The following is a 21,812-nucleotide window of genomic DNA, read 5'->3' on the forward strand; positions in this document are numbered from 1 at the left end:
TCAGCAAAATTAACACTTTTAGCAAACGTTAATTACACGTTCAGAACATATAGAACCACGTTATCAAATGAAATAAATTCGTTTCATACGATAATGCAAGTTTTCTAGTTATCCCTGAGAGAGAAAAATATTTATGTGAGAGGTTATAACAGGGTCGGAAATAGGCGTTCGATTAACGACCGCTTTTTTAACGGGGGGATTTAAGCTAAGTAGACGGCGTAATTTAGCGATACAGAAAATGTAAAATAAGAAAAGTACATACATGTAAAAAAGGCCTCACAATGTGAGGCCTTTGAATAGGCAAGGTGTTAATAGTTCAGGCGAGTGTTAGTAGATCAGGCGAGAACGATTAGAAGTTAGCGTGAGGGCCAAAAACTTCGTAGTGGACGCGAGAGCGGTCTACTTTAAGTGCATCTAACTGTTCTACGATATTCTTCATGAAGCCAACAGGGCCACAGATGTAGAAATCGCTCTCTTCAAAGCCTTTAGTGTCAGAGATAGATGCTAGATCCATTTGACCTTGATGTGTGTTTTCACATGCAGACTCGTCTTTGTTCATGTACCACGTTTTCGCTTCCCAACCTTTGTCGGCAACAATGTCTTTTACGCGAGTAGTGAACGAGTGCTGATCTACATTCTCACAAGCGTGAAGGTAGAGTACTGGCTCGTTTTTCTCTTTAGTGTTTAGGAACTCAAGCATGGACTGCATTGGCGTAACACCAACACCTGCAGAGATAAGCGTTACCGGTTTGCTGCGTTCTTGATAAATGAAGTCACCAGCTGGCGCGTAAAGGCTAACTTCATCACCAACAGCAACCGTGTCGTGTAGGTGGTTGGACACCACACCTTGCGTTTCTAGACCTTGGCCTTCACGCTTCACAGAGATACGGTAGTATTTTCCGTTTGGCCTATCAGACAGTGAGTATTGACGAATCTCGCTGTATTGAGAACCTTCAGGTTTCACTTCGATACCGATGTATTGACCTGGTGTGTAGTCTAAAACTTCACCGCCATCTTTTGGCTGAAGGATAAAGCTTGTTACAAGTGCTGATTCTTCAATCTTATCTGCAATCACAAACGCACGTGCTGCTTCCCAGCCACCTACAGCTTGCTTACGCTGCAAGTAAAGTTCAGCTTCACGATCGATGAATACTTGCGCTAAGAATAGGTAAGCGGCTGTCCATGCTTCTTCAACTTCTGGAGTAAATGCGTCAGCAGCTAATTCACGTAATGTTTCAATCAGGTGTAAACCAACAATTTGGTAATGCTCTGGTTGAATGTTAAAACTGGTGTGCTTCTGCGCAATACGTTCAACCGCTGTTGTAAGCGCTGCTAGGTTTTCAATGTTCTTTGCATAAGCCGCGATAGCTTCAAACAGTGCTACGCCTTGGCGACCTGTTCTTTGGTGAGTCATATTGAAGATATCTTTCAACTCAGGGTTATGCGTGAACATACGTTGATAAAAATGCTGAGTTAAAGCAGGGCCTGCACTCTCAAGTAGAGGAATAGTAGATTTGATGATTTCGATATGTGCATTGTTAAGCATGAATTTACTCCGAACACTGAGCCTTATGACCTATATGTCATTTTGACTACTGAAAATTTAAGAATGACTTATCGATTTTCTGAAACGTTAGTTATTTTTAGAAACCGAGTTATTTTGACTCACTTTTGTTTCAAAAAATCGAGGAACCCGATTAATGCAGCCTGATTGATTGAGATCAAGAATAGTCTTTTCAATCAGCGTTATAATACGTATTCCACGACTGTCATTGCACAATCAGTGCCAAGTTTATCAATCCCCGTCATTACTGGTTTCATTCTCAAAATTCATCTTATAAAAATGTCAAAAAGACCTTTTTTTTAAGTCTATAAGACTCTATTATGTAGATAAACACACACAGTTAGAGTTTTTTATGCAAGATATCTCCGCATCTACCCTCATGGAAATGACCATTGGCCTCGCGAGTGGTGTGAACGATCAAGATCGTTTTAATCGCCTTATCGATGCCATTCGTAAAACCATAACGTGTGATTGTGTCGCGCTTTTAAGCCTTCAAGGCGACACTTTAGTCCCTATTGCAATGCAAGGGCTTAGTCGAGATACATTCGGTCGTCGCTTTATCATTTCAGAACATCCGCGTTTTGAAGAAATCTGCGCGTCTCGCTCTCCTGTTCGTTTCGATGCCGACAGTTCCCTACCCGATCCTTTCGATGGTCTGCTGATAGACCATGATGGCGATCTGCCAATGCACGCTTGCATGGGCCTACCTTTGCTATTTGGCGACAAGTTATTAGGGGTTCTAACTCTAGACAGCCTAAAACCTGATGTCTTCGCTAACATCCCTGCTCGCAACCTCGAAGTACTGGCTGCTATTGCGGCGTCATCCATGCAAATGGCACTAACCTTCTCGCAACTTGAACATCAAGCGAAACAGTCAAAACAGTTACTGGAAGAGTTGAATGTCGAGTCATGGGAACGTGATGGCGGCGAGTTAATTGGTAACAGTGACACCATGGTCGCGCTTAAGAACGACATCGCAGTTGTTGCACCGTCTGAATTCAACATCCTGATTCACGGTGATACGGGGGTGGGTAAAGAATTAGTAGCTCGCACCCTGCACCATCAATCACAGCGCAAACGTAAACCACTAGTTTATGTTAACTGTGCTGCGATCCCTGAAAACTTGGTTGAGAGTGAATTGTTTGGTCACGTTCGTGGCGCCTTTACCGGCGCAGATAAAAACCGTTTGGGCAAATTTGCTTTAGCAGATGGCGGCACCCTGTTTCTTGATGAAATTGGTGAATTACCATTGGCCGCGCAAAGCAAGCTGCTGCGAGCACTGCAAAACAACGAGATCCAACCTGTTGGCCAAGACAACATCCAAACCATCGATGTTCGTGTTCTGGCTGCAACCAACCGAGACTTAAAGCAAGAAGTTGAAGACGGCCGATTCAGAGCCGATTTATACCATCGTTTGAGCGTGTACCCTATCGCGGTGCCTGCTCTAAAAGATCGTGATGACGACATCAGCTTGCTAGCGGGTTTTTTCTTAGAACAAGCGCGTCGTAAGCTTGGTATCAACCAAGTTAAGTTCCGTTCTGATGTTCTGGTATTCCTAAACCGTTACGGTTGGCCAGGTAACGTTCGTGAGCTTGAACACGTTATCAGCCGTTCAGCACTTAAAGCACTGGCGCGCAGCACAAATAAAAACCTAGTTACGATTACAAAAGAAGACTGTGGGCCTCTAGACCAAGATCAGCCTATCGCGACAACACAAGTAAAGAATACGCCTTTATCAACACCAACCATCGATCTTTCAGCCGGTTTACGTGGTGCAACAGACGATTTCCAACGCAGCATCATTACTGAAGTGTTAGAAGATGCCAATTTTAACTGGGCACAAGCGGGACGAGTTCTAAAAACAGACCGTGCAAACCTAACTCGGCTTTCTAAGCGTTTAGGACTAAATGTGGCTAAGTCTCACACGATCGAACGGACAAAATAGATATTAGCGGTTTGTTGCGAGCATCTGACAAAACTTGTGTATATAATGCTGCAAATTGTAACGCTAATTTTAAATATGTAGAGAGAGTTATGAAGTTTATCCGTTGGTTTTTAGGTCGTGTCATCTTGCTATTGAATTTTGTTTTCAGCCCTCGTGGTGTGAAACGTTCTCAAGAAGAGCAAAGCAAAGTGAATGAGCAAGCAAAAACGCACACGTTATACCAGTTCGAAGCGTGCCCATTTTGCGTAAAAGTGCGCCGCGCGATGAAACGTCAATCGGTTCAGTTTGAACTTCGCGATGCAAAAAACAATGAACAACACCGTGCAGAGCTAGAAGCTGGCGGCGGTCGAGTGAAAGTGCCTTGCCTACGTATTGAGAAAGACGGCAAAACTGAGTGGATGTACGAGTCTTCAGACATCGTCTCTTACTTAGAAAAACAATTCGCATAAGCTCACAAGCATAGCGAAAGTCAGATACAAAAAATCCCTCGAATGTGAAGGATTTTTTATTTCTGTTATTTAAGCCTAGTCGAGACAAATCAAACCAATTGAGTAGCGACAGCTCAAAAGATTACTTTGCCACAATCAACATTAACTCGACACGGCGGTTACACGCTTTGCCTTGTGCTGAAGCATTAGTACATGCTGGTACATACTCGCCAAAGCCACGGGTATAGATTGAGCGGCTTGAAACGTAGTGACTTTCCAATCGAGCTTTCACTTCTTTTGCGCGCTGCTCTGACAGAGGATCATTGATTCGATCTGTGCCCGTGTTATCGGTGTGCCCTTCAATCACAACATCGATATCTTGGCGTTGAGAAAGGTAGCTACCTAATGTGTCTAACCATTGGTTGTAAGCAGGTTCAGGAAATGCTGAGCCTGTTTTAAAGTTCACATGCTGTTCAAGCTTTACCATCACATGGTTACCCGGCAGAACTTCAAAATCGATACGGTTTTGTCTAAGGAAAACTTCTAGCGGATCATTGGTTGATACGCCGCGACCATAGTTGGTTGTGATAGTGGTTTGTTGACGAGCGTTGTTTTGGATCGCATAACCACGATTACTCGCTAAAGATGTCGTTTGAACCACACCCCATTCAGGATGCATCAAGTCGTAATCAGTTTGTGGCGCGGTTTCTAGCAGATCGCCACCTAACATACCCGTTGGTAACGTCGTTTCACACCCTGCCAAAGCTATGCTTAACATTATCGCTAAATATCTCATTACTTCACCAACCACTCATGCAGATAAACCATTCACTAATGTCTATATCGGCACCAAGAAAAAAACTTTAGACAAAAACTTTAGACGAAAAAAACACATCCAAAAAAAGTGCTTTTGATCACAGTTAACCGTCAACTAGCCTGTCATCACCCGCTAGTTCGAACTGTTTGCATTTATTTACCTTATAATTGTTTTCCAATTCTTACTAAATAGTTAGAATCTCACGACTTCTCAACGCTAGAGCAAACATTATGTTTAAACCACTTACTAAATTCATTACAGCACTCGCTGCCGTGCTTGTTATCGCGGGCTGTAGTGAAACAGATGAGCCACAACAAGGTGTTCAATACGAAGCACTTCCAGCGGCTCTGACTGAATTTAACTTATCTCCGATCACTGAAATCTTCTCTCTTAATTGTGGTCATTGCCGTCAAATGGAAAGTGCAATTCCAGAGATTGAATCACTGACAGACCAAAAGATTGGCAAAGTTCATGTGACTTTCAACGAAAGTGCTCAAATCAGCGCGATGATCTACTACACAGCGGTAATGCAGCTTGACGCAACGCCTGACCACGCTTTCATGGATGATCTATTCGGTGCGGTTCAAATGGGTGCAGATGCGACTCCTGAACAACGCCAACAAGCTTTAGAAACAGCATTTACTTCTCGTGGTTTGGTTAGTCCATACCAGCTGAATAAAGAGCAACAGGTTGCGCTTTTTGAATACGTTAAGAAAGCAGAAGAAGTCTCAGTAAAAGGTCAAATCAACTCAGTACCAACGTTTATCATCAACGGCAAATATCAAGTACTGACTGCCGGTCACCAAGATGTTACTGGGATCGCAAAAACGATTAACTTCCTTTTGACTCAACCATAGTCACAGCGGTAGTCAATTAATTAACACCCTCTGCATTAACTACGAAACTCAGCATTAACTATAAATAGGTTTTACTATGTCTAAATTTATCATCCCGGTCATTGTCTTTATTTTGGCTGGCTTCATGATCTACCGCACTTGGATGAACCATAAATCTGGCGAAGAAAATATCAAGCAAGGTCAACAGTTCCTCATCGAAAACGGCGCCAAAGACGGTGTGGTTACAACTGAAAGCGGTCTTCAATATCTTGTACTTGAAGAAGGCACTGGTACTGAGCATCCAACTAAGAACAGTAAAGTAACGGTTCATTACCACGGAACACTTATAGATGGCACTGTCTTCGACAGTTCTGTTGAGCGTGGCGAGCCTATTTCATTTGCTCTTAAGCAAGTAATCAAAGGTTGGCAAGAAGGTTTGACTTACATGGTTGAAGGTCAAAAAGTTCGTCTATTTATCCCGAGTAAATTAGCTTACGGGAAAGGCGGCTCAGGTCCTATCCCACCTTCATCGACTTTAATTTTTGATGTTGAGCTAATTGCCATTAAATAACCGAATAGTAATCAAGCAACAATCTCGTTGATTTAAGCCCCAACATGCTAGATATGTCGGGGCTTTTTTGTATTTATCCGCTTACCGTATAGTGCACGCTTGAATCGACAAGTTAAAATCTTCAAGAGCACGCTACCTTAGACGTTATGAAGATTTCACAATGCAGAAAAAACCAACCACTAGACGACTGGTCTAATTTAAATTATAGTAACGTCCATGAACGAAAAAACGAACGATACTCGCCTGCATATTTTGAATGTGGGATATCAATTAATAGTGAACAACGGCTTTAATGGCGTTGGTTTATCGCAATTGCTCAAAGAAGCGGATGTTCCGAAAGGTTCGTTTTACCACTACTTTAAATCGAAAGAGCAGTTTGGCGAAGCATTGATTCAACACTATTTTGAAAATTACATAACTAAAATTGAATCGATCTTAGTGCATGGCGAAGGTAATCATTTTCAACGAATCATCAGTTACTTTTCGCTGTGGACAAAAATTGAAAATGGTACCTGCAACGCTCATAAGTGCTTAGTGGTTAAACTCAGTGCAGAAGTGTCTGATCTTTCTGATCCTATGCGCCAAGCTCTACATAAAGGAGCTGGAAAAGTCACCCATACGATTGAGAATTGCGTTGTTGGTGGTGTTGAAGACGGCTCTATTAAAGTTAATAACAGCCAAGATGCCGCTCAAAACCTTTACTCGATGTGGTTGGGTGCAAGTTTGCTAAGCAAGTTAAGTCAAAGCTCACATAGCTTAGAATCGGCACTGAGACTGACCAAGCAAGTTTTACAAGGTAACGACTAAATACTGAGACCTAAATGCAGGTCACTAGGTGTGTTATCACACAAAAATACACAGTATTAATCGCTATTGATAAAAAATTACCCGCCCTCTTATCAATTTGGTGATGGCGGGATTTTTAGACGACAAGACTAGACGACTGGTCTAATTCTAAATGAACATAATCAAAATTAAGGACATCCAATGACTCAACAAGACAATCGCCGCATCGTATTGGCTTCTCGCCCAGTTGGCGCACCTACTCAAGAAAACTTTCGCTTAGAGACAGTAGCCGCACCAGCAATTAAAGATGGCGAAATGTTACTTCGCTCAGTGTACCTTTCTCTAGACCCATACATGCGTGGCCGAATGAGCGACGCTAAATCTTACGCTGATCCAGTTGCAATTGACGACGTGATGGTCGGTGCAACCGTGTGTCAGGTTGAAGAGTCGAATAACAGCGATTTTGAAATCGGCGAATGGGTATTGGCTTATACCGGTTGGCAAGATCTCGGGGTTTCTAACGGTGAAGGCCTAATCAAACTAGGTAAAGAGCCAACGCACCCTTCTTACGCGCTTGGCATCATGGGCATGCCTGGTTTTACGGCTTACATGGGTTTATTAGATATTGGCCAACCGAAGAAAGGCGATACGCTGGTTGTAGCTGCAGCAACGGGTCCAGTAGGCGCAACCGTTGGACAAATCGGTAAGCTAAAAGGCTGTCGTGTTGTCGGTGTTGCTGGTGGTCAAGAGAAGTGTCAGTACGCTAAAGAGGTTCTTGGCTTTGATGAATGTATCGACCACAAAGCCGACGACTTCGCTGATCAGTTGGCTAAAGCGTGTGACAACGGGATCGATGTATATTTTGAAAACGTAGGCGGCAAAGTTTTCGATGCAGTAATGCCATTACTTAACACCGGTGCTCGTATTCCTGTTTGTGGTCTTATTTCTCAATACAACGCGACTTCGCTTCCTGAAGGCCCAGATCGCATGTCTAGTCTTGTTGGTACCCTACTGGTTAAGCGTATTAAGATGCAAGGCTTCATTATCTTTGATGACTACGCGCATCGTTACAACGAGTTCGCCGTACAAATGACAGAATGGTTGTCACAAGGAAAAATGCAGTACCGTGAACACCTAATTGAAGGCTTAGACGAAGCACCACAAGCTTTCATGGGCTTATTAGAAGGTCAGAACTTCGGCAAGCTTGTTATCAAAACGAACGAACCTAAATAACTCAATCAGCTGAAGCAGCAAAATAGGCAGAATAATGATTACTTTACATCACCTAAACAAATCACGTTCGAAGCGTATCATCTGGTTATTGGAAGAGCTTGGTGTTGATTACCAAATCAAACCATACCAACGAGACAGTGTCACGTTTCTAGCACCACCAGAATTGAAGTCAGTTCATCCGTTGGGTAAATCTCCAGTCATTGAAGACGATGGCGTCGTGATCACTGAATCTGGCGCTATCACCGAATACCTAATCGACAAATACGGCCAGGGTAAGTTCGCACCAATACGCGGTACAGCAGAATACGTAGAGTACTCGCAGTGGCTTCACTTCGCTGAAAGCTCAGGCATTTTACCAATGTTACTTAAGATCTTTGTGATGAAAGACGGCGCCGAGACCAACTTCCTAAGCGGTTACGCAGATGCTGAAAGCCAAAAAATCCTAACCTATGTGAATAATGCACTGGAAGGTAAAACCTACCTAGTTGCAGAAACACTCACTGGTGCTGATTTCATGATGTCGTTCATCGTTGAAATCGTAGGGAACTTTGGAGCAACGGCGCTCTACCCGAATATCGCTAAATACGGTGAGCTTTTAACTAGCCACCCAGCTTACCAAAAAGCAGAACAAGTGGAGTTAGAACACTCGAACTGATCGAGTTTAACTCATTGTATGCCTCCTTAGGGTAAACACAAAAACTAATGAAGCCAAAGCCGATTTATCTTCGGCTTTGGCTTCTCATTTGTCTTCATTTCGACCACAATATCGAACTCTAACTGAACAGCCATAGAGTTTGATCTTAATGTCAGCAAACCTCACTCAATACACACCTCTGCACCTAGTAAATTCGAATGTAGATTTAGCGCTACCGACTCGCTTTACGTTTCCGTATTACTATACCCCGCACCCTACGTGTGAATTAGCTATGCTGCAGCTTCAACAGTCGCTTACGGACTGTGGTGTCAATGAAACCTCGCAAGGTAATCTCTACGCAGTGCTGCTTGTTCAGAATCCAACCACGCAAGAGTTGGGCTACCTTTCTGCGTTTTCAGGCTTGCAGTTAGATCCGGCTTTGATCTATCAGTTAAACAACATTAACTTTGTTCCACCAGCCTTCGATTCAGAAAAGTTTCAATCTCAAAATAGTGCAAACCTCGCTCTGCAGTTGCAACTAGAGAATGACATTAAGAAGCTACAACAGTCGCACAACCTGGACACATTATTGGTAGAGCTTGAAGAGTTAAAAGTCGAATCAGCACAAGCTATCGAGTCCTTTCAGTTAGCCATGGCCGCAAATAAAGCTCAGCGCAACGAACTCAGAGAGCAAGCCAATCACGAAAAGGCATTAGGGAATCAAGAGTTAGCATCGAACCTACTCAAGCAATTAGGTAACCAAAGTAGCCAAGAAAAGCGAGACTTAAAAGGACTTCGTATAGAATGGAAACAGAAGATTGCAGAACGACAATCGCAAGTTGATGCGATAGAAAGTGAACTGAAAAATCGTAAGCAAGGTTACCAAGTCATCTCGGCACAATTGGAAACTCAACGTTTATCGCACTATCACTTTATCAATCAAGCCAAGCAATCCAAGAGCTTGCTAGAATTATTAGACGGTAAAGATGCTCTTGAGGGCTCGGGAGATTGTTGTCTACCTAAGTTGCTCAACTTTGCGTTTGAATGCGGTCTAAAACCTTTGGCGTTGTCTGAGTTTTGGTGGGGGCAACCACCAAAATCTCAAATTCGCCAACACGGTAATCTATACCCTGTTTGCCAAAGCAAAAGCTTCGAGATTCTAGACCATCAACTTATCGGTATTGAATTGGAAGATAACCCTTTGATCGTTAACCCTGCAATCGGCAAATCTTTCGATATTGTTTATGAAGACAAAGAGATCGTGGTGGTAAATAAACCTGACGAATTTCTCTCGGTTCCTGGAAAGTTTATCGAAGACTCAATTTATACACGCATCAAGGCGCGTTACCCAAATGCGACAGGCCCTTTGATCATCCATAGACTGGACATGTCGACCTCTGGCTTATTAATTTTGGCGCTTACAGCCGAATCCAATAAACACATCCAGAAGCAATTTATCGATAGAACCGTAGTGAAACGATACACAGCTCTTTTAGAGGGTGAAATAGACGGTAAATCTGGCGATATCAGCCTGCCGTTGCGTGGTGACATTACAGACAGACCAAGACAGCTGGTTTGCCATAAGCATGGCCGAAATGCAGAAACCTATTGGGAAGCGGTCAGTAGCAACAATGGTAAAACTAAGGTTCACCTATACCCCAAGACAGGGCGTACCCATCAGCTTAGGGTGCATTGTGCTCATCCATTAGGCCTTGGTTTACCGATTCGCGGTGATGACTTATACGGATACAAACGCGAGCGCTTACACTTACACGCTGGCTACCTAAAGTTGATTCACCCAACAACCGGAGAATGGATGGAGTTTGAAGTACCGTCAGAATTCTAGATGACCAATTGTTACTCTTACCCTTTGTGCCGTTAAAACAATTCAGGGTTCTACATCTGCTTAAGATATAAAACCCTGAAATTTGATTTTTTAATGTGCTTATCGCAGCTTAGTAACGTACTTGCACGGCTAACTTTAACACTGTAGGCGTCTAGCCCATCACATCTGTGCGTTGCTCCACACATTCGTATGAGCCCATTTCGAATTCGCGACAGATCCAAGGCCTATTTTCGTAAATAGTACACATCAGAGTTTCTCTATCTACTGCAGAACACCAGCCATCGTCTAATCTCAGCATGGTTTCACCGCCCCATTCGTCATAAGCAATATGCTCTTCAGGAACGCCCGTATCTGTGATAATCATAACCTCTAAGCGACAACAGCATGCCTGACAATTGGCACATGTGACTTCGGGTTCAGTTACGTTCTTTATCTCTATGGTCATAAGTGACTACATTGCTAAATTTTGCGTATAGTAATCGAAACCGACCGCCACGGCTAATAAAGATAGCGAAGACGGTGCTTTCATCGGTGTATAAACAACAATGGGCCCTGTGATTCACTCACAACGCCCAAAACATTTCAGCTTTCATCACGAACGGATTGCCATTTGTTCTACCTAGAACAAACCCGCAAAAAACAGCTTAATGTAATCCATAATTCGCTTGAAGATACCGCCTTGTTCAACCGCTTCAAGTGCGATCAACGGTTGAGTTTGCACATCTTCACCATCAACGGTGTAATGAACTACACCCAAGGTTTGGCCTTCTGTAATTGGAGCTTTCAGTTCAGAGTTGAGCTCGATAGATGCAGTCAGTTTTTTACTGTCTGACTTAGGCAAAGTAATAAATGTATCTTCTGCAACACCTAGCTTCAATGTGTCTTGCTCACCAAACCACACTTTCTCTTCAGCAACTTGATCGCCACCTTTATGCGGATTTAGCGTGTCGAAGAAACGAAAGCCATAGCTCAATAACTGTTTGCTGTCTGACTCACGACTCTTAACACTTGATGCGCCCATCACGACAGCGATCAGTCTCATCTCACCTTGCGTAGCAGAACTTGCTAAACTATAGCCAGCACCAGACGTATAGCCCGTTTTCATGCCATCAACAGTTAAGCTTCTATCACGAAGCAAACCATTCCGGTTATGCTGTGTAATGCCGTTATAACTGAACGAGCGCTCGCTATATAAGCCATACACATCTGGCAGATCCCGTATAATAGCGCGGCCTAAAAGCGCGATATCGTAAGGCGTTGAGTAAAGATCGTCTGCGTCTAAACCATGTGCATTAGCAAAGTGGGTATTTTCTAGCTTTAAAGACGTAGCCCAAGAGTTCATTAGATCAACAAAAGCGTCTTGTGAACCTGCTACATGTTCTGCGATTGCAACACTAGCATCGTTGCCCGATTGAATAATCAAACCACGGTATAAGTCCATCATTGCGACATCGGTGTTCACTTCAATGAACATTTTTGAAGAGTCCGGGAAGTTCTTCGCCCACGCGTTTTCGCTGATTCGTACTTGATCGTCAGCAGAGATGTTACCTCGTTTCATCTCTTGTCCAGCCACATAACTGGTCATCAGTTTGGTCAAGCTCGCTGGATTTAACTTAGTGTGCGCATTTTTTTCTACCAGCACATCACCAGAATTAAAATCAATTAACACATACCCTTTTGCACCTAAACTAGGTGGGCTTGGTACTATAGAAGGTGCTGCCACAGCTGCATTACTAACCATCGCTGCGTTACTTACAATGAATATACTTAATAGAGGAAGAGAGTATTTGGAAAACAGTTTCATTGAATCAAACCTAAGTTAACGTTTTGACCAGTATAGACAAATGCTAGCAAAAGAAGCGCGAACTTTACGTTGCTTTACGCAAATGTACCTTTAGTTACAAATAAAAAAGTATAATCTGCGATCTGTCCATTTTTTAAACAAGTAATATTGACTCAGTGAATGTATTTAATGTTTAGTTTGAACGTTGTGGCATGTGTCTAAATAGCATCTCAATAAAGCCTGTTATACGCTGTTTACTTTCATTTAGCTCTAAGTCAGATTGAATTCCAGATTGAGCCAACGCCTGCCATTGTACAACTTCAGAGTTAGGGACGAAAAAGACAACATAGAGAGATCCTTTCTCTGCTAGTTTTCCATCGCCGTCATAAAATGGTACCCCCGTTGAGAGCTTAATAGCATTGAAAATAGAGTCGTCATTAAGTACTGACTCCTCAGCTAAACCAAAACCGACAACAACGTCGCCAACACCGCCATCTTGCCTCAACTGATAGCCTTTCGCTGCTAATTGATCTCGAATTACATCACGTACTAGGTCGGTAACCATCGTCTTGTCGTATTTCTTAGACAGGTAGACTTTCTCTGATTCAGGATGCCATGAGTACGTTACGACACCATGTTTCATGAAATCGAAGTCTCCACTCGTGACCACACCATAGCTATGAGTGGGTGGTATTTCTTGCGTTGTACAAGCTACAAGCCCAATTGTAATCAAAGCCAACAATGCTGCTTTCTTTATGCCCTTTATTGCACAAATAGATCGTTTTATCATTCGTGGCTTCCTTACCTATATAAGAGTAAATATCAATTCAAGCTCCAACATAAACAGTAATTATATTAAGAGATAGTGCATTAAACGTTTGCGTAATCGCTAACCTTCACTTCTGCCAGTTTTGGGGGTTTAATCACAAAAAAGGACTTGGTATAGTCTACCCCGTTAAACATAACCAGACCATTCGAGGCACGGAGCTTCCTCAATCATCTCATGAAGAGAAGAATTGGTACCGACAAAGTATCGGCAAATTTAAGAGGGTCAAACAATGGAATTCAATATGGTTGAAATTTTAGGTTACGCTGCGTCTATTATGGTCGCAATTTCATTAACAATGAAAGACATCGTTCGTCTGCGTGTCCTTAACTTTATTGGCTGTACTCTCTTTACAGCATACGGCGTTATGATTGATGCATGGCCGGTTGTTGCAACCAATGGCTTCATCGCTTGTGTAAACATCTACTTCCTTGCAAAAATGCAAAAGGAAAAAAAAACGGAAGCGATGAAAGCAGCGAAAGCTTAGATTAGCGACTAACACTTTCAAGTAATTCTGAAAAAGCCCAAACCGTTCTTCTCGTACTAAAAAAGGCAGAAGCACAGTTTGGGCTTTTTTATGTCTTTCGTTCTCTAAAGCTTCATGAATAAGCGATGCGGTATTCGTTTTCTCGATATACCTGACAATTATTACGACCGCTCTCCTTCGCTTGATAAAGTGCTTGGTCGGCTTTATCTATCGTACCTTCGATATGAAATAGCACTTGAGCATAACAACACCCGGCACTGATCGTCACTGGCGACACCAAGCCTTGGGTTTGCTCTACGCTATGTCTAATTGCTTCAGACAGTTCATATAACTGACGCTCATCGCAGTCAAAGGTCACCAAAATAAACTCTTCGCCGCCATATCGAGCAATCAGGCGTTCATTATTTACAAAATACTTTAAGGTTTGGGCAACTGCGCAGATCACTTTATCGCCTTCTGCATGCCCATATTGGTCATTAACCAACTTAAAATAGTCAATATCCAACAGGATAACCCCGACACCTTGCAAAGGGTAAGGCGAACAATCTGTTATTTTTAGCTTTACCTGTTCAATAAAGCTGCCCCGGCTGTGAATTCCTGTCAGGTAGTCAAGGCTCGCGACATTTAAGATCTGTAAATGGCGATGGCGTAAATAAAGCACTAAAACCGCGATAATACTGAGCAAACTGACCACAAGTGCCATTAAGCTGACAAGCAGTAACCTATGATTTTTGTTTAGCTCTTGCTCCAGGACACCAGCTGAAATAACCCAATTCAAATACGGGTAAAACTTATAGAAAATATTCTTACTGGTTGTACCGTTGTCTCTAGATATTGAGTAACTGAAATGCCCCTCTGGATTAATCATTACTTTATCAATAAGCAACTCTGAAGAGTAATTGATTAACGCCTTTAACTGCTCATGCTCAAAGCTAGGTTGGAGAACTAATTCACCCTCTAAATCAACAATATAAACGTAACCACTATCACCGTAAGAGTATTTTCTTAGCTTGTCTTTTAGCGCTTCAAGATCAACCAAATACATCAACTCATCTTTATAAGTCGTTGCAACTAAGACATTACCTCCAGGTAGCCTAACGGAGTATGCCACTTTCGCGCGTGGGTTTACCTCGTGTGGATTGGCGTGGTAATACTGTGACATTCCTGACTCTACGCTCAGTTGCTGTCGAATATGCGTTAAATGTGCACGACTTTTACCTTCAAGGAATGGATGGTATAGGTGGATACCTTGTGGTGACATCAAATAAATGTAACCCGACTCTCCGATGGTCAATTCATTAGCAATTTTTTTTACTTCTTGGACTTGTTGCTCAGGGCTGACAAGCAGCATGTGAGATGTCACCGTGTCGGTCACACCCGTTAGATAGGTCTTTATTGCTTCGTTAACTGTGGTGTCTACAATATCGTAACTCGCGTTCACAATTGTACGAAAGAAAAATTGGTTGGATTCTGATAGTGATTCGTTAGTTCGGTTAAATTGCAGAGCTGAAAGAATCAAAGAAACAACAGCCAGAACAATTGAAAAACTAAGAATGTATTTACGTCTGACTGTCAAAGATTACCCCATAATTTTCTAATTTTAGGTAACGTTACTAATTTCCATATAAGCAGACTGTTTTATATCATATTTGTCAGTTTTACTGAACGAACGTCGCTATTTTTAAGGCTTTCTATACGCAATCTGTGACTTATAGCAAAAACGCCGAACTGGATTCAGTGCGGCGTTTTAATTTTACTTTTAGAATAAGCTAATACATTGATAATTTGGGATAATACATTCATATCTATTATCAATTATCAATTATCAATTATCAATTATCAATTATCAATTATTGCGTTCTTACCATTGTCTTACGAACAAACTTTAGTCCAACTGCCATCGCTACCCGGTTCAGAACTTGTCCACCAATTTGCTTGGTAAATACTACCGTTGTACACCACTTGGTCACCTGTATTTGCATGGCTTGAGTTACCCGCCCAATCGTTCTGAGGTAAATCAGGATAAACGACTATACCTGCCGTATCACAAGTACCAGGACTAGTGCCGCCATCACCAGGGTTGCCTCCACCAGAACTAATATCACCGAGTGGTAAGTCTGGTTGCTCAAAGCTAAAGGCATAATCGACTCCGTTCACGCTCACAGCATAGTTAGCAGGGCCCGAGATTGGCAGGTAATACACCATATCTAGCTCATACACACCACCTGCAGGAAGTTCTTCCCAAGTCGGCAAAGTAAACGCTACTCGATGCATGGTTCCATCTAATCCACCAATGTTATCCGCACGAGTATGACCCGAAGCAATCACAGTTAAACCACCACCAGATTGATCTTTTGCATTGTCAGGCGCCGATACTGGAATATCGAATTGAAACTCGGTACCGCCAGGAAGTGCTTGCCCTGTGTTGTTTGTAAACGTGATCTTAGGATTGATTGGGTAGTTTTGGTCACCGACTTTGAAGCCACCAACTGAAACCGTAATATCTAACGCTTCTGTCGGGATAGCACCAGTCGCCACTTTGTTTCCGTATGGAGTCGCAGACTTAAACTTATCGTAGATAGCTTTCGTCATTGTATTACCCATGTGGAACTCACCGTTACCGCTGTTACACGCTTGTTCTGTCGTATCGATTGAAGTTCGGTTGCCACTCGCATCGAGTACATAACAGTTATAATCACCTGCTAGTTCCCAGAACATGATACCGCCGATCTCTTTGTCGATAACGTAGTCTGCTTTCACATCAATAGACTGTTTATCTTCCGTTGAAAGGAATACGCCCTTCTCTGCATTCCACAACCAAGGAGCAACCGCCACGCTGTCATAGTTACGCGTGTAAGTACCTGCTAAAACATCCGACGGATCATTTACAGGATCAAGCTTGTAAGCCTCAGCGTAAGAACCCCAAATACCTTTCTCTAGGTTCTTAGCGTGCCACATTGGGTTAGAGCCCGCGCCCATTTCGTTGCCTTTCGGATCGGTATCGTGCCACATGTTATCGATACCAATAGCGCCATGACCACAGTTGTTCTTCTCACCTTCACCGGTGCCTGCTGAACATTCAGCTTGGTTTGGTAGGGCAGCTCGACCCCAAAGACCATTTTCGCCACCTGTCACACCTTGCCAGCCACGAGTGTAATAAGGCACACCGATGTTAATACGACCTGCTGGCATAGAGCCACGGAAGTAATGGTAAGCCCAATCGGTGTTCAGGTAACCGATACCACCGTAAGCCGCAGTACCGTAAACGTTCCACTGTGCTAACTCTGAGTCTTTACCTGTATCAAACAACGCAGCGTTATGACCTACGTGATCGTTCCACGCACCGTGAAGGTCATAAGACATGATGTTTACGTAATCGAGGTATTTGGTTACATCGAATGTTTCCATACCGCGCAGCAGGTAACCAGAAGAAGGAGCCGCGATCGTTAACATGTAGTGATTGCCATCTTCAGCAGACGCCACATCAAGCTTCTCACGCAACACTTTCATCAACACTTGGTACGAAGCCCACAGGTATTGACGACGCGGCTCCATGAAGTCTTTGTCGTACGGATTACCGGCACCCGCCATAGAAGTTGGGTATTCGTAATCGATATCCAGACCATCGAACTGGTACTTACGAAGCATTTCAACCGCTGAAGTTGCGAATGTTTCTATACCTTGATGGTTGATAGAGCCGTCAGCATTTGTCGTCATGGTGTAGAAACCACCATCAGCCACTCGGCTACCGTCAGTGGCGAAGTGACCACCCGTTTCCGCCCAGCCACCGATTGAGATTAAAGTCTTAACATCGTGTTTTTTCTTAGCGGTCGCTAATGCACCGAAGTGGCCTTTGAAGCCTAAGTTAGGATCAACTTCAACGCCCGGCCACTCTTTACCAACCGCTGCGTTGTTCGGATCGTTCACATCACCCACGTTTACTTTGCCATCTGAGCCAATGCTCACGAAAGCGTAGTTAATGTGTGTGAGTTGTTCCCAAGGGATGTCATTTACTAGGTAAGCAGCTTGTGGGTCGTCCCCTGCACGCCAGCTGGTGAAGTAACCAATCACACGACGTGGGTGATCCGCGCCCATTTTCTCACGGCCTTCATCATCGTAAATAGTACAGTAAGGAACATCGACACCTTGGGTTTGATATAAGCCATCAGGTCGACAAGTGCTCACCGTTGGTGTGCCATTCACCGTCAAAGAAGCCAGCGCTGAATCTGTCGTTGCGCCTTGATTGTCAGTCGCTTTTACGTAAACCGCTAAAGAACCCGCTTGAGTGGTTGTGTAATCAAGCGTGTAAGGGTTAGTTGCAGCTGTGCCAATAAGAGCGCCTGCCACATAGAAATCTACTTTGTCAACCGTGCCATCGCTGTCTGCTGCTGTTGCGGTAAGCGTTACTACACCACCAACATCGACCGAAGCTGCTGAAAGCGCAACCGAAACTGTCGGCGCTTCATTCCCTGGCTGTGCTGAATCAACAGATACAGAAACCGCGCTTGCAACACTCGCTGCGCCTTCATTGTCCGTTGCAACAACTGAAACTTGATGGTTGCCAGACGTTGCAGACCAAGCTGCTTCGAATGGTGCCGATGTCACAACCGCGACCGAAGCACCATCGACAAAGAATTCCACGGAAGCAACACTGCCATCAGCATCGAGTGCTGTTGCGCTTAATACGACATTGTCGCCTTCAACAATTACATCTGATGCCGTTGGTGCTGTTAACGAAGCCGTTGGTGCTTCATTTGGTGTACCACCGCCTCCATCCCCGCTACACACATCTAGCTTTTTCCACTGTGCATAGTCACCTTCAAATTGGCTTGGGTTGTTGTTTTGATTCCAGTAATTTGCTGAGTACGCGCTGCCGTCATGTGAAACCTGATCACCACCGGTGTATACCGTGGCAGAGTCCCACGTTTCTAACGTTGAACAATCAACAGCCGCATAACTGTTGAACGCCATCAAGCATGACGCGGTGAGAGTACTGAGTGTAAAAACCGTCTTGGCCACTCTTCCTTGGTTTAGGTGCATGTTAGCTATCCCTTAAGTTGTTGTTTCAAGATGTTTAATTTAAATGGGGCTTTACTTACCACTTAAATCTCTTCGCAAAACAACTGTAGGTAACAACGTAAATTAAACACCTAAAATATTCTTTATTTATAAAATGACTCGCATTAATTTGCTGTATGCATGCAATGACTCGACACTTATTTTGCACCAACAACTAATATTAATTTATTTCGGAAAGCTAAAAATAACGTATCTAAAATCGGGAATGTGATCTGGATTCAAGACAAAACTCGCGTTAAAACTAGCCAAAAAGTAGAGATTTACAGTCGATTCAAGCTTCTTTTATGAATTCGCCCACTTTTTGGTAACAAATGTGTTAGTATCTGCGGCTTTTTTGACGAACCTCACATTACTATGCAAGTGTGAGAGAAATACATAGGCTTAAAAGAGCCAAATTTAGCGGAGAAATAATGTCCAACTTGACGCAAGTCGCCAACGAAAACATCAACGCAGAATCTACTTCTATCGATTTCAATAAAGCTCAATCTTTGGGTGAAAAACTGGAACTCGGAAACCCAGTCTTCTGGCTTAGTGGCAGTTTTTTAACCCTCTTTGTCGTACTCGCCTTCACCAACACCTCCGTGTTGTCCGAACTTGTTAACATCGGCTTCAACTACTCTACCAAGTGGTTCGGTGCTTTCTGGCAAGTCCTTCTACTTCTCAATTTCATTATCGGCTTAGTGCTAGCACTAGGACGTACAGGCCACGTTCGTTTAGGAACGCTTGCCTTGCCTGAAATGACCACTTTTAAATGGATGTCTATCGTCTTATGTACGCTGCTAGCCGGCGGTGGTGTGTTCTGGGCAGCCGCAGAGCCAATTGCTCACTTTGTTTCAGCACCGCCACTTTATGGCAATGCTGATCCTCAAGCGATGGCGTTCAACGCTCTATCACAATCTTTCATGCACTGGGGTTTCCTTGCATGGGCCATCTTAGGTGGCTTATCTTCTATCGTACTAATGCATCTGCATTACGATAAAGGCCTCCCTCTTAAGCCCCGTACTCTTCTTTACCCTGTCCTTGGCGACAAAGCGATTAACAGCTGGGTTGGTAACGTAGTCGACGCATGCAGCATTGTGGCTGTAGCCGCAGGTACTATCGGCCCTATTGGTTTCCTTGGCCTACAAATCAGTTACGCCCTGAGCGAACTGTTTGGCATTTCCGACAGCTTTGCAACTCAAAGTATCGTTATTATCTTTGCTATCGCAATGTACACGCTTTCTGCTTTGAGCGGCGTGAACAAAGGCATCCAACTGGTTAGCCGTTACAACATCATCTTATCAGTGTGCCTAATCGGCTACATTCTGCTAGTAGGCCCAACGAGCTTTATCATTGATGGCTATCTACAAGGTATGGGCGAAATGGTGGATAACTTCATCCCAATGGCACTCTACCGCCAAGATACAGCGTGGTTAGGTGGCTGGACGGTATTCTTCTGGGGTTGGTTCTTAGGCTATGGTCCGATGATGGCAATTTTCATTGCTCGTATCTCACGTGGCCGTACGATTCGCCAAATGATCGTTTCTATCAGCATCGTTGCACCGCTAGTAACGTGTTTTTGGTTCAGTATCGTTGGTGGTAGTGGTCTAGCGTTTGAATTAGAGAACCCAGGCGTAATTTCTAGCGCGTTCGAAGGCTTCAACCTTCCTGCTGTGCTACTGGCAATTACCGCTCAACTGCCGTTCCCTACTTTGATTGCGATTCTGTTCCTTATCCTGACGACCACGTTCATCGTGACAACAGGTGACTCGATGACTTACACCATCAGTGTGGTAATGACAGGCACTACAGAACCAAATGCAGCCGTACGTACCTTCTGGGGTATCATCATGGGTGCAGTAGCAATTGCGCTTATCTCAATGGGTTCTGGCGGTATCTCCGCTCTACAGTCGTTCATTGTGATCACAGCCGTTCCGGTATCGTTTATCTTACTGCCATGCTTATGGCACGCACCGAAGATCGCGAAACAGATGGCCAGAGATCAAGGTCTCGCTTAATGCCTAGTCCGATTTAGTTTCGGGTAGCGTTTAAAACGAAAAAGCCACTCAAGTGATTCACCTGAGTGGCTTTGTTTTATCGGTTTGTTACTTGTATTAACGAATTCCGCTTATTGAAACTTTTCACCCGCAGCAGCCATGAACGACTTTTCAACCAATAGCTCAGGATTTGCGAGTTCTGCTTTTGCACATGCACGGCTTGGTGCACAACCTTCAGGGAACCATGAATTCCATACTTCATTAAATACATAAAAGTTAGTGAAATCAGCCAGATAAACAATCACTGACTGAATTACGTTACGCACAACATCACTTTCTTTCCATAATAATCGAGACGATAAAGGGACATGTATAAGCTACCTAGATAAATTCACTAATTATCATCATCACAGCGAAATTAAATTTTTACTTGTACGGTCATATTCAAGGATTTTATTAAATGGAGTATTTTTATGCATGTTCAAACCTATGATTTAAAACAGAGTAATTGGGGATATAACCTTGGCGTGATTGGTGTCGCATTGGTGTTAACTTGGATTGGTATCTACAAATTTACCCCAACCGAAGCTATGCTCATTGAACCCCTTATCGCTAATCACCCTGCGCTGAACTGGCTCTACAGCCTATTCTCAGTACAAGCGGTTTCAAATATGGTTGGTGGTGCAGAAATTATCGTGGCTGTTGGGTTAATCGTAGGATTCATTAACTCTAGAGTGGCCTTTTATTCTGGCATCGCAGCAGCGGCTATCTTTGCCGTAACACTGAGCTTCCTAATTACAACGCCAAATACTTGGAAAGTATCGGATGGCATCTTAGTTACTAATTTCTTCCTAGTGAAAGACATCCTGTTTTTAGCGATCGCTATTAGCGTAATCGAACGTAACAAATCTCAGAAGTAACCGTAAATCTATAAGTGGCCGTAACATTAAACCTTGAAATAAAAAGGCTCGAAGCTGGCTAGAAGGACACTGCCAGCTTCT

18 protein-coding genes and 1 pseudogene are annotated in these 21,812 nt (G+C 43.4%); 11 read left to right on the plus strand and 8 right to left on the minus strand.

Annotated elements, in window-relative coordinates; all coding sequences use genetic code 11:
* Positions 1–349: 349 nt before the first annotated feature.
* Positions 350–1,546, minus strand: a complete 1,197-nt coding sequence (hmpA, locus tag IQO02_RS15630) for an NO-inducible flavohemoprotein (protein ID WP_065099900.1) — start codon at positions 1,544–1,546, stop codon at positions 350–352.
* Between the two features lie 370 nt (positions 1,547–1,916).
* Here hmpA and norR point away from each other — a divergent pair, with 370 nt between their 5' ends.
* Both norR and IQO02_RS15640 read left to right on the plus strand, forming a co-directional pair.
* The gene (gene norR / locus IQO02_RS15635) at positions 1,917–3,509 is read left to right on the plus strand and encodes a nitric oxide reductase transcriptional regulator NorR (RefSeq protein ID WP_016790299.1); all 1,593 of its coding nucleotides are present in this window, start codon (positions 1,917–1,919) and stop codon (positions 3,507–3,509) included.
* Between the two features lie 89 nt (positions 3,510–3,598).
* Positions 3,599–3,958: a glutaredoxin family protein gene (locus tag IQO02_RS15640; protein ID WP_010430193.1), complete on the plus strand. Its 360-nt coding sequence runs from the start codon at positions 3,599–3,601 to the stop codon at positions 3,956–3,958.
* Between the two features lie 121 nt (positions 3,959–4,079).
* On the opposite strand, the gene IQO02_RS15645 is transcribed toward IQO02_RS15640, so the two are convergent.
* Positions 4,080–4,715: an OmpA family protein gene (locus IQO02_RS15645; RefSeq protein ID WP_016768131.1), complete on the minus strand. Its 636-nt coding sequence runs from the start codon at positions 4,713–4,715 to the stop codon at positions 4,080–4,082.
* Between the two features lie 269 nt (positions 4,716–4,984).
* Between IQO02_RS15645 and IQO02_RS15650 the strand changes: the two genes are divergently transcribed.
* From IQO02_RS15650 to IQO02_RS15675, 6 genes are all read left to right on the plus strand, one after another.
* Positions 4,985–5,611, plus strand: a complete 627-nt coding sequence (locus tag IQO02_RS15650) for a thioredoxin domain-containing protein (protein ID WP_016785322.1) — start codon at positions 4,985–4,987, stop codon at positions 5,609–5,611.
* 76 nt (positions 5,612–5,687) lie between these two features.
* A complete protein-coding gene (locus tag IQO02_RS15655; RefSeq protein WP_016768133.1) occupies positions 5,688–6,161 on the plus strand; it encodes an FKBP-type peptidyl-prolyl cis-trans isomerase in 474 nt (157 codons plus the stop codon).
* Between the two features lie 216 nt (positions 6,162–6,377).
* Positions 6,378–6,968, plus strand: a complete 591-nt coding sequence (locus tag IQO02_RS15660; protein ID WP_010430206.1) for a TetR/AcrR family transcriptional regulator — start codon at positions 6,378–6,380, stop codon at positions 6,966–6,968.
* A 180-nt stretch (positions 6,969–7,148) separates the two neighbouring features.
* The gene (locus IQO02_RS15665; RefSeq protein ID WP_010430208.1) at positions 7,149–8,180 is read left to right on the plus strand and encodes an NADP-dependent oxidoreductase; all 1,032 of its coding nucleotides are present in this window, start codon (positions 7,149–7,151) and stop codon (positions 8,178–8,180) included.
* 34 nt (positions 8,181–8,214) lie between these two features.
* Positions 8,215–8,835, plus strand: coding sequence for a glutathione S-transferase family protein (locus tag IQO02_RS15670; RefSeq protein ID WP_010430209.1), 621 nt, complete (start codon positions 8,215–8,217; stop codon positions 8,833–8,835).
* Between the two features lie 148 nt (positions 8,836–8,983).
* Positions 8,984–10,660, plus strand: coding sequence for an RluA family pseudouridine synthase (locus tag IQO02_RS15675; protein ID WP_010430211.1), 1,677 nt, complete (start codon positions 8,984–8,986; stop codon positions 10,658–10,660).
* 151 nt (positions 10,661–10,811) lie between these two features.
* On the opposite strand, the gene IQO02_RS15680 is transcribed toward IQO02_RS15675, so the two are convergent.
* The 3 genes from IQO02_RS15680 to IQO02_RS15690 all read right to left on the minus strand — a co-directional run bounded on the left by IQO02_RS15680 (position 10,812) and on the right by IQO02_RS15690 (position 13,233).
* The gene (locus IQO02_RS15680; RefSeq protein ID WP_017076090.1) at positions 10,812–11,105 is read right to left on the minus strand and encodes a YkgJ family cysteine cluster protein; all 294 of its coding nucleotides are present in this window, start codon (positions 11,103–11,105) and stop codon (positions 10,812–10,814) included.
* 174 nt (positions 11,106–11,279) lie between these two features.
* Positions 11,280–12,464 (minus strand): D-alanyl-D-alanine carboxypeptidase family protein, encoded by a 1,185-nt coding sequence (locus IQO02_RS15685; RefSeq protein WP_010430221.1) that lies wholly within the window; start codon positions 12,462–12,464, stop codon positions 11,280–11,282.
* 172 nt (positions 12,465–12,636) lie between these two features.
* Positions 12,637–13,233 (minus strand): DUF4136 domain-containing protein, encoded by a 597-nt coding sequence (locus IQO02_RS15690; protein WP_010430224.1) that lies wholly within the window; start codon positions 13,231–13,233, stop codon positions 12,637–12,639.
* A 268-nt stretch (positions 13,234–13,501) separates the two neighbouring features.
* Between IQO02_RS15690 and IQO02_RS15695 the strand changes: the two genes are divergently transcribed.
* Entirely contained in the window at positions 13,502–13,756 is a 255-nt protein-coding gene (locus IQO02_RS15695) for a YgjV family protein (protein ID WP_010430226.1), read from the plus strand.
* 112 nt (positions 13,757–13,868) lie between these two features.
* On the opposite strand, the gene IQO02_RS15700 is transcribed toward IQO02_RS15695, so the two are convergent.
* Positions 13,869–15,332, minus strand: a complete 1,464-nt coding sequence (locus IQO02_RS15700; protein ID WP_010430229.1) for a sensor domain-containing diguanylate cyclase — start codon at positions 15,330–15,332, stop codon at positions 13,869–13,871.
* Between the two features lie 296 nt (positions 15,333–15,628).
* Complete coding sequence (locus IQO02_RS15705) at positions 15,629–18,796, minus strand: chitinase C-terminal domain-containing protein (protein WP_016788609.1); 3,168 nt, start codon at positions 18,794–18,796, stop codon at positions 15,629–15,631.
* 449 nt (positions 18,797–19,245) lie between these two features.
* Here IQO02_RS15705 and IQO02_RS15710 point away from each other — a divergent pair, with 449 nt between their 5' ends.
* Complete coding sequence (locus IQO02_RS15710) at positions 19,246–20,832, plus strand: BCCT family transporter (RefSeq protein WP_016785965.1); 1,587 nt, start codon at positions 19,246–19,248, stop codon at positions 20,830–20,832.
* Positions 20,833–20,942: 110 nt separating this feature from the next.
* Here IQO02_RS15710 and IQO02_RS15715 read toward each other — a convergent pair.
* Positions 20,943–21,125, minus strand: a pseudogene (locus IQO02_RS15715) (Rid family hydrolase); the annotation flags it as partial.
* Positions 21,126–21,284: 159 nt separating this feature from the next.
* Between IQO02_RS15715 and IQO02_RS15720 the strand changes: the two are divergent.
* Entirely contained in the window at positions 21,285–21,731 is a 447-nt protein-coding gene (locus tag IQO02_RS15720) for a DUF417 family protein (protein ID WP_010430252.1), read from the plus strand.
* The last annotated feature ends 81 nt before the right edge of the window (positions 21,732–21,812 follow it).

The sequence above is a fragment of the Vibrio sp. OPT24 genome, assembly GCF_015163545.1.
In the GTDB taxonomy this organism is placed as follows: domain Bacteria; phylum Pseudomonadota; class Gammaproteobacteria; order Enterobacterales; family Vibrionaceae; genus Vibrio; species Vibrio cyclitrophicus.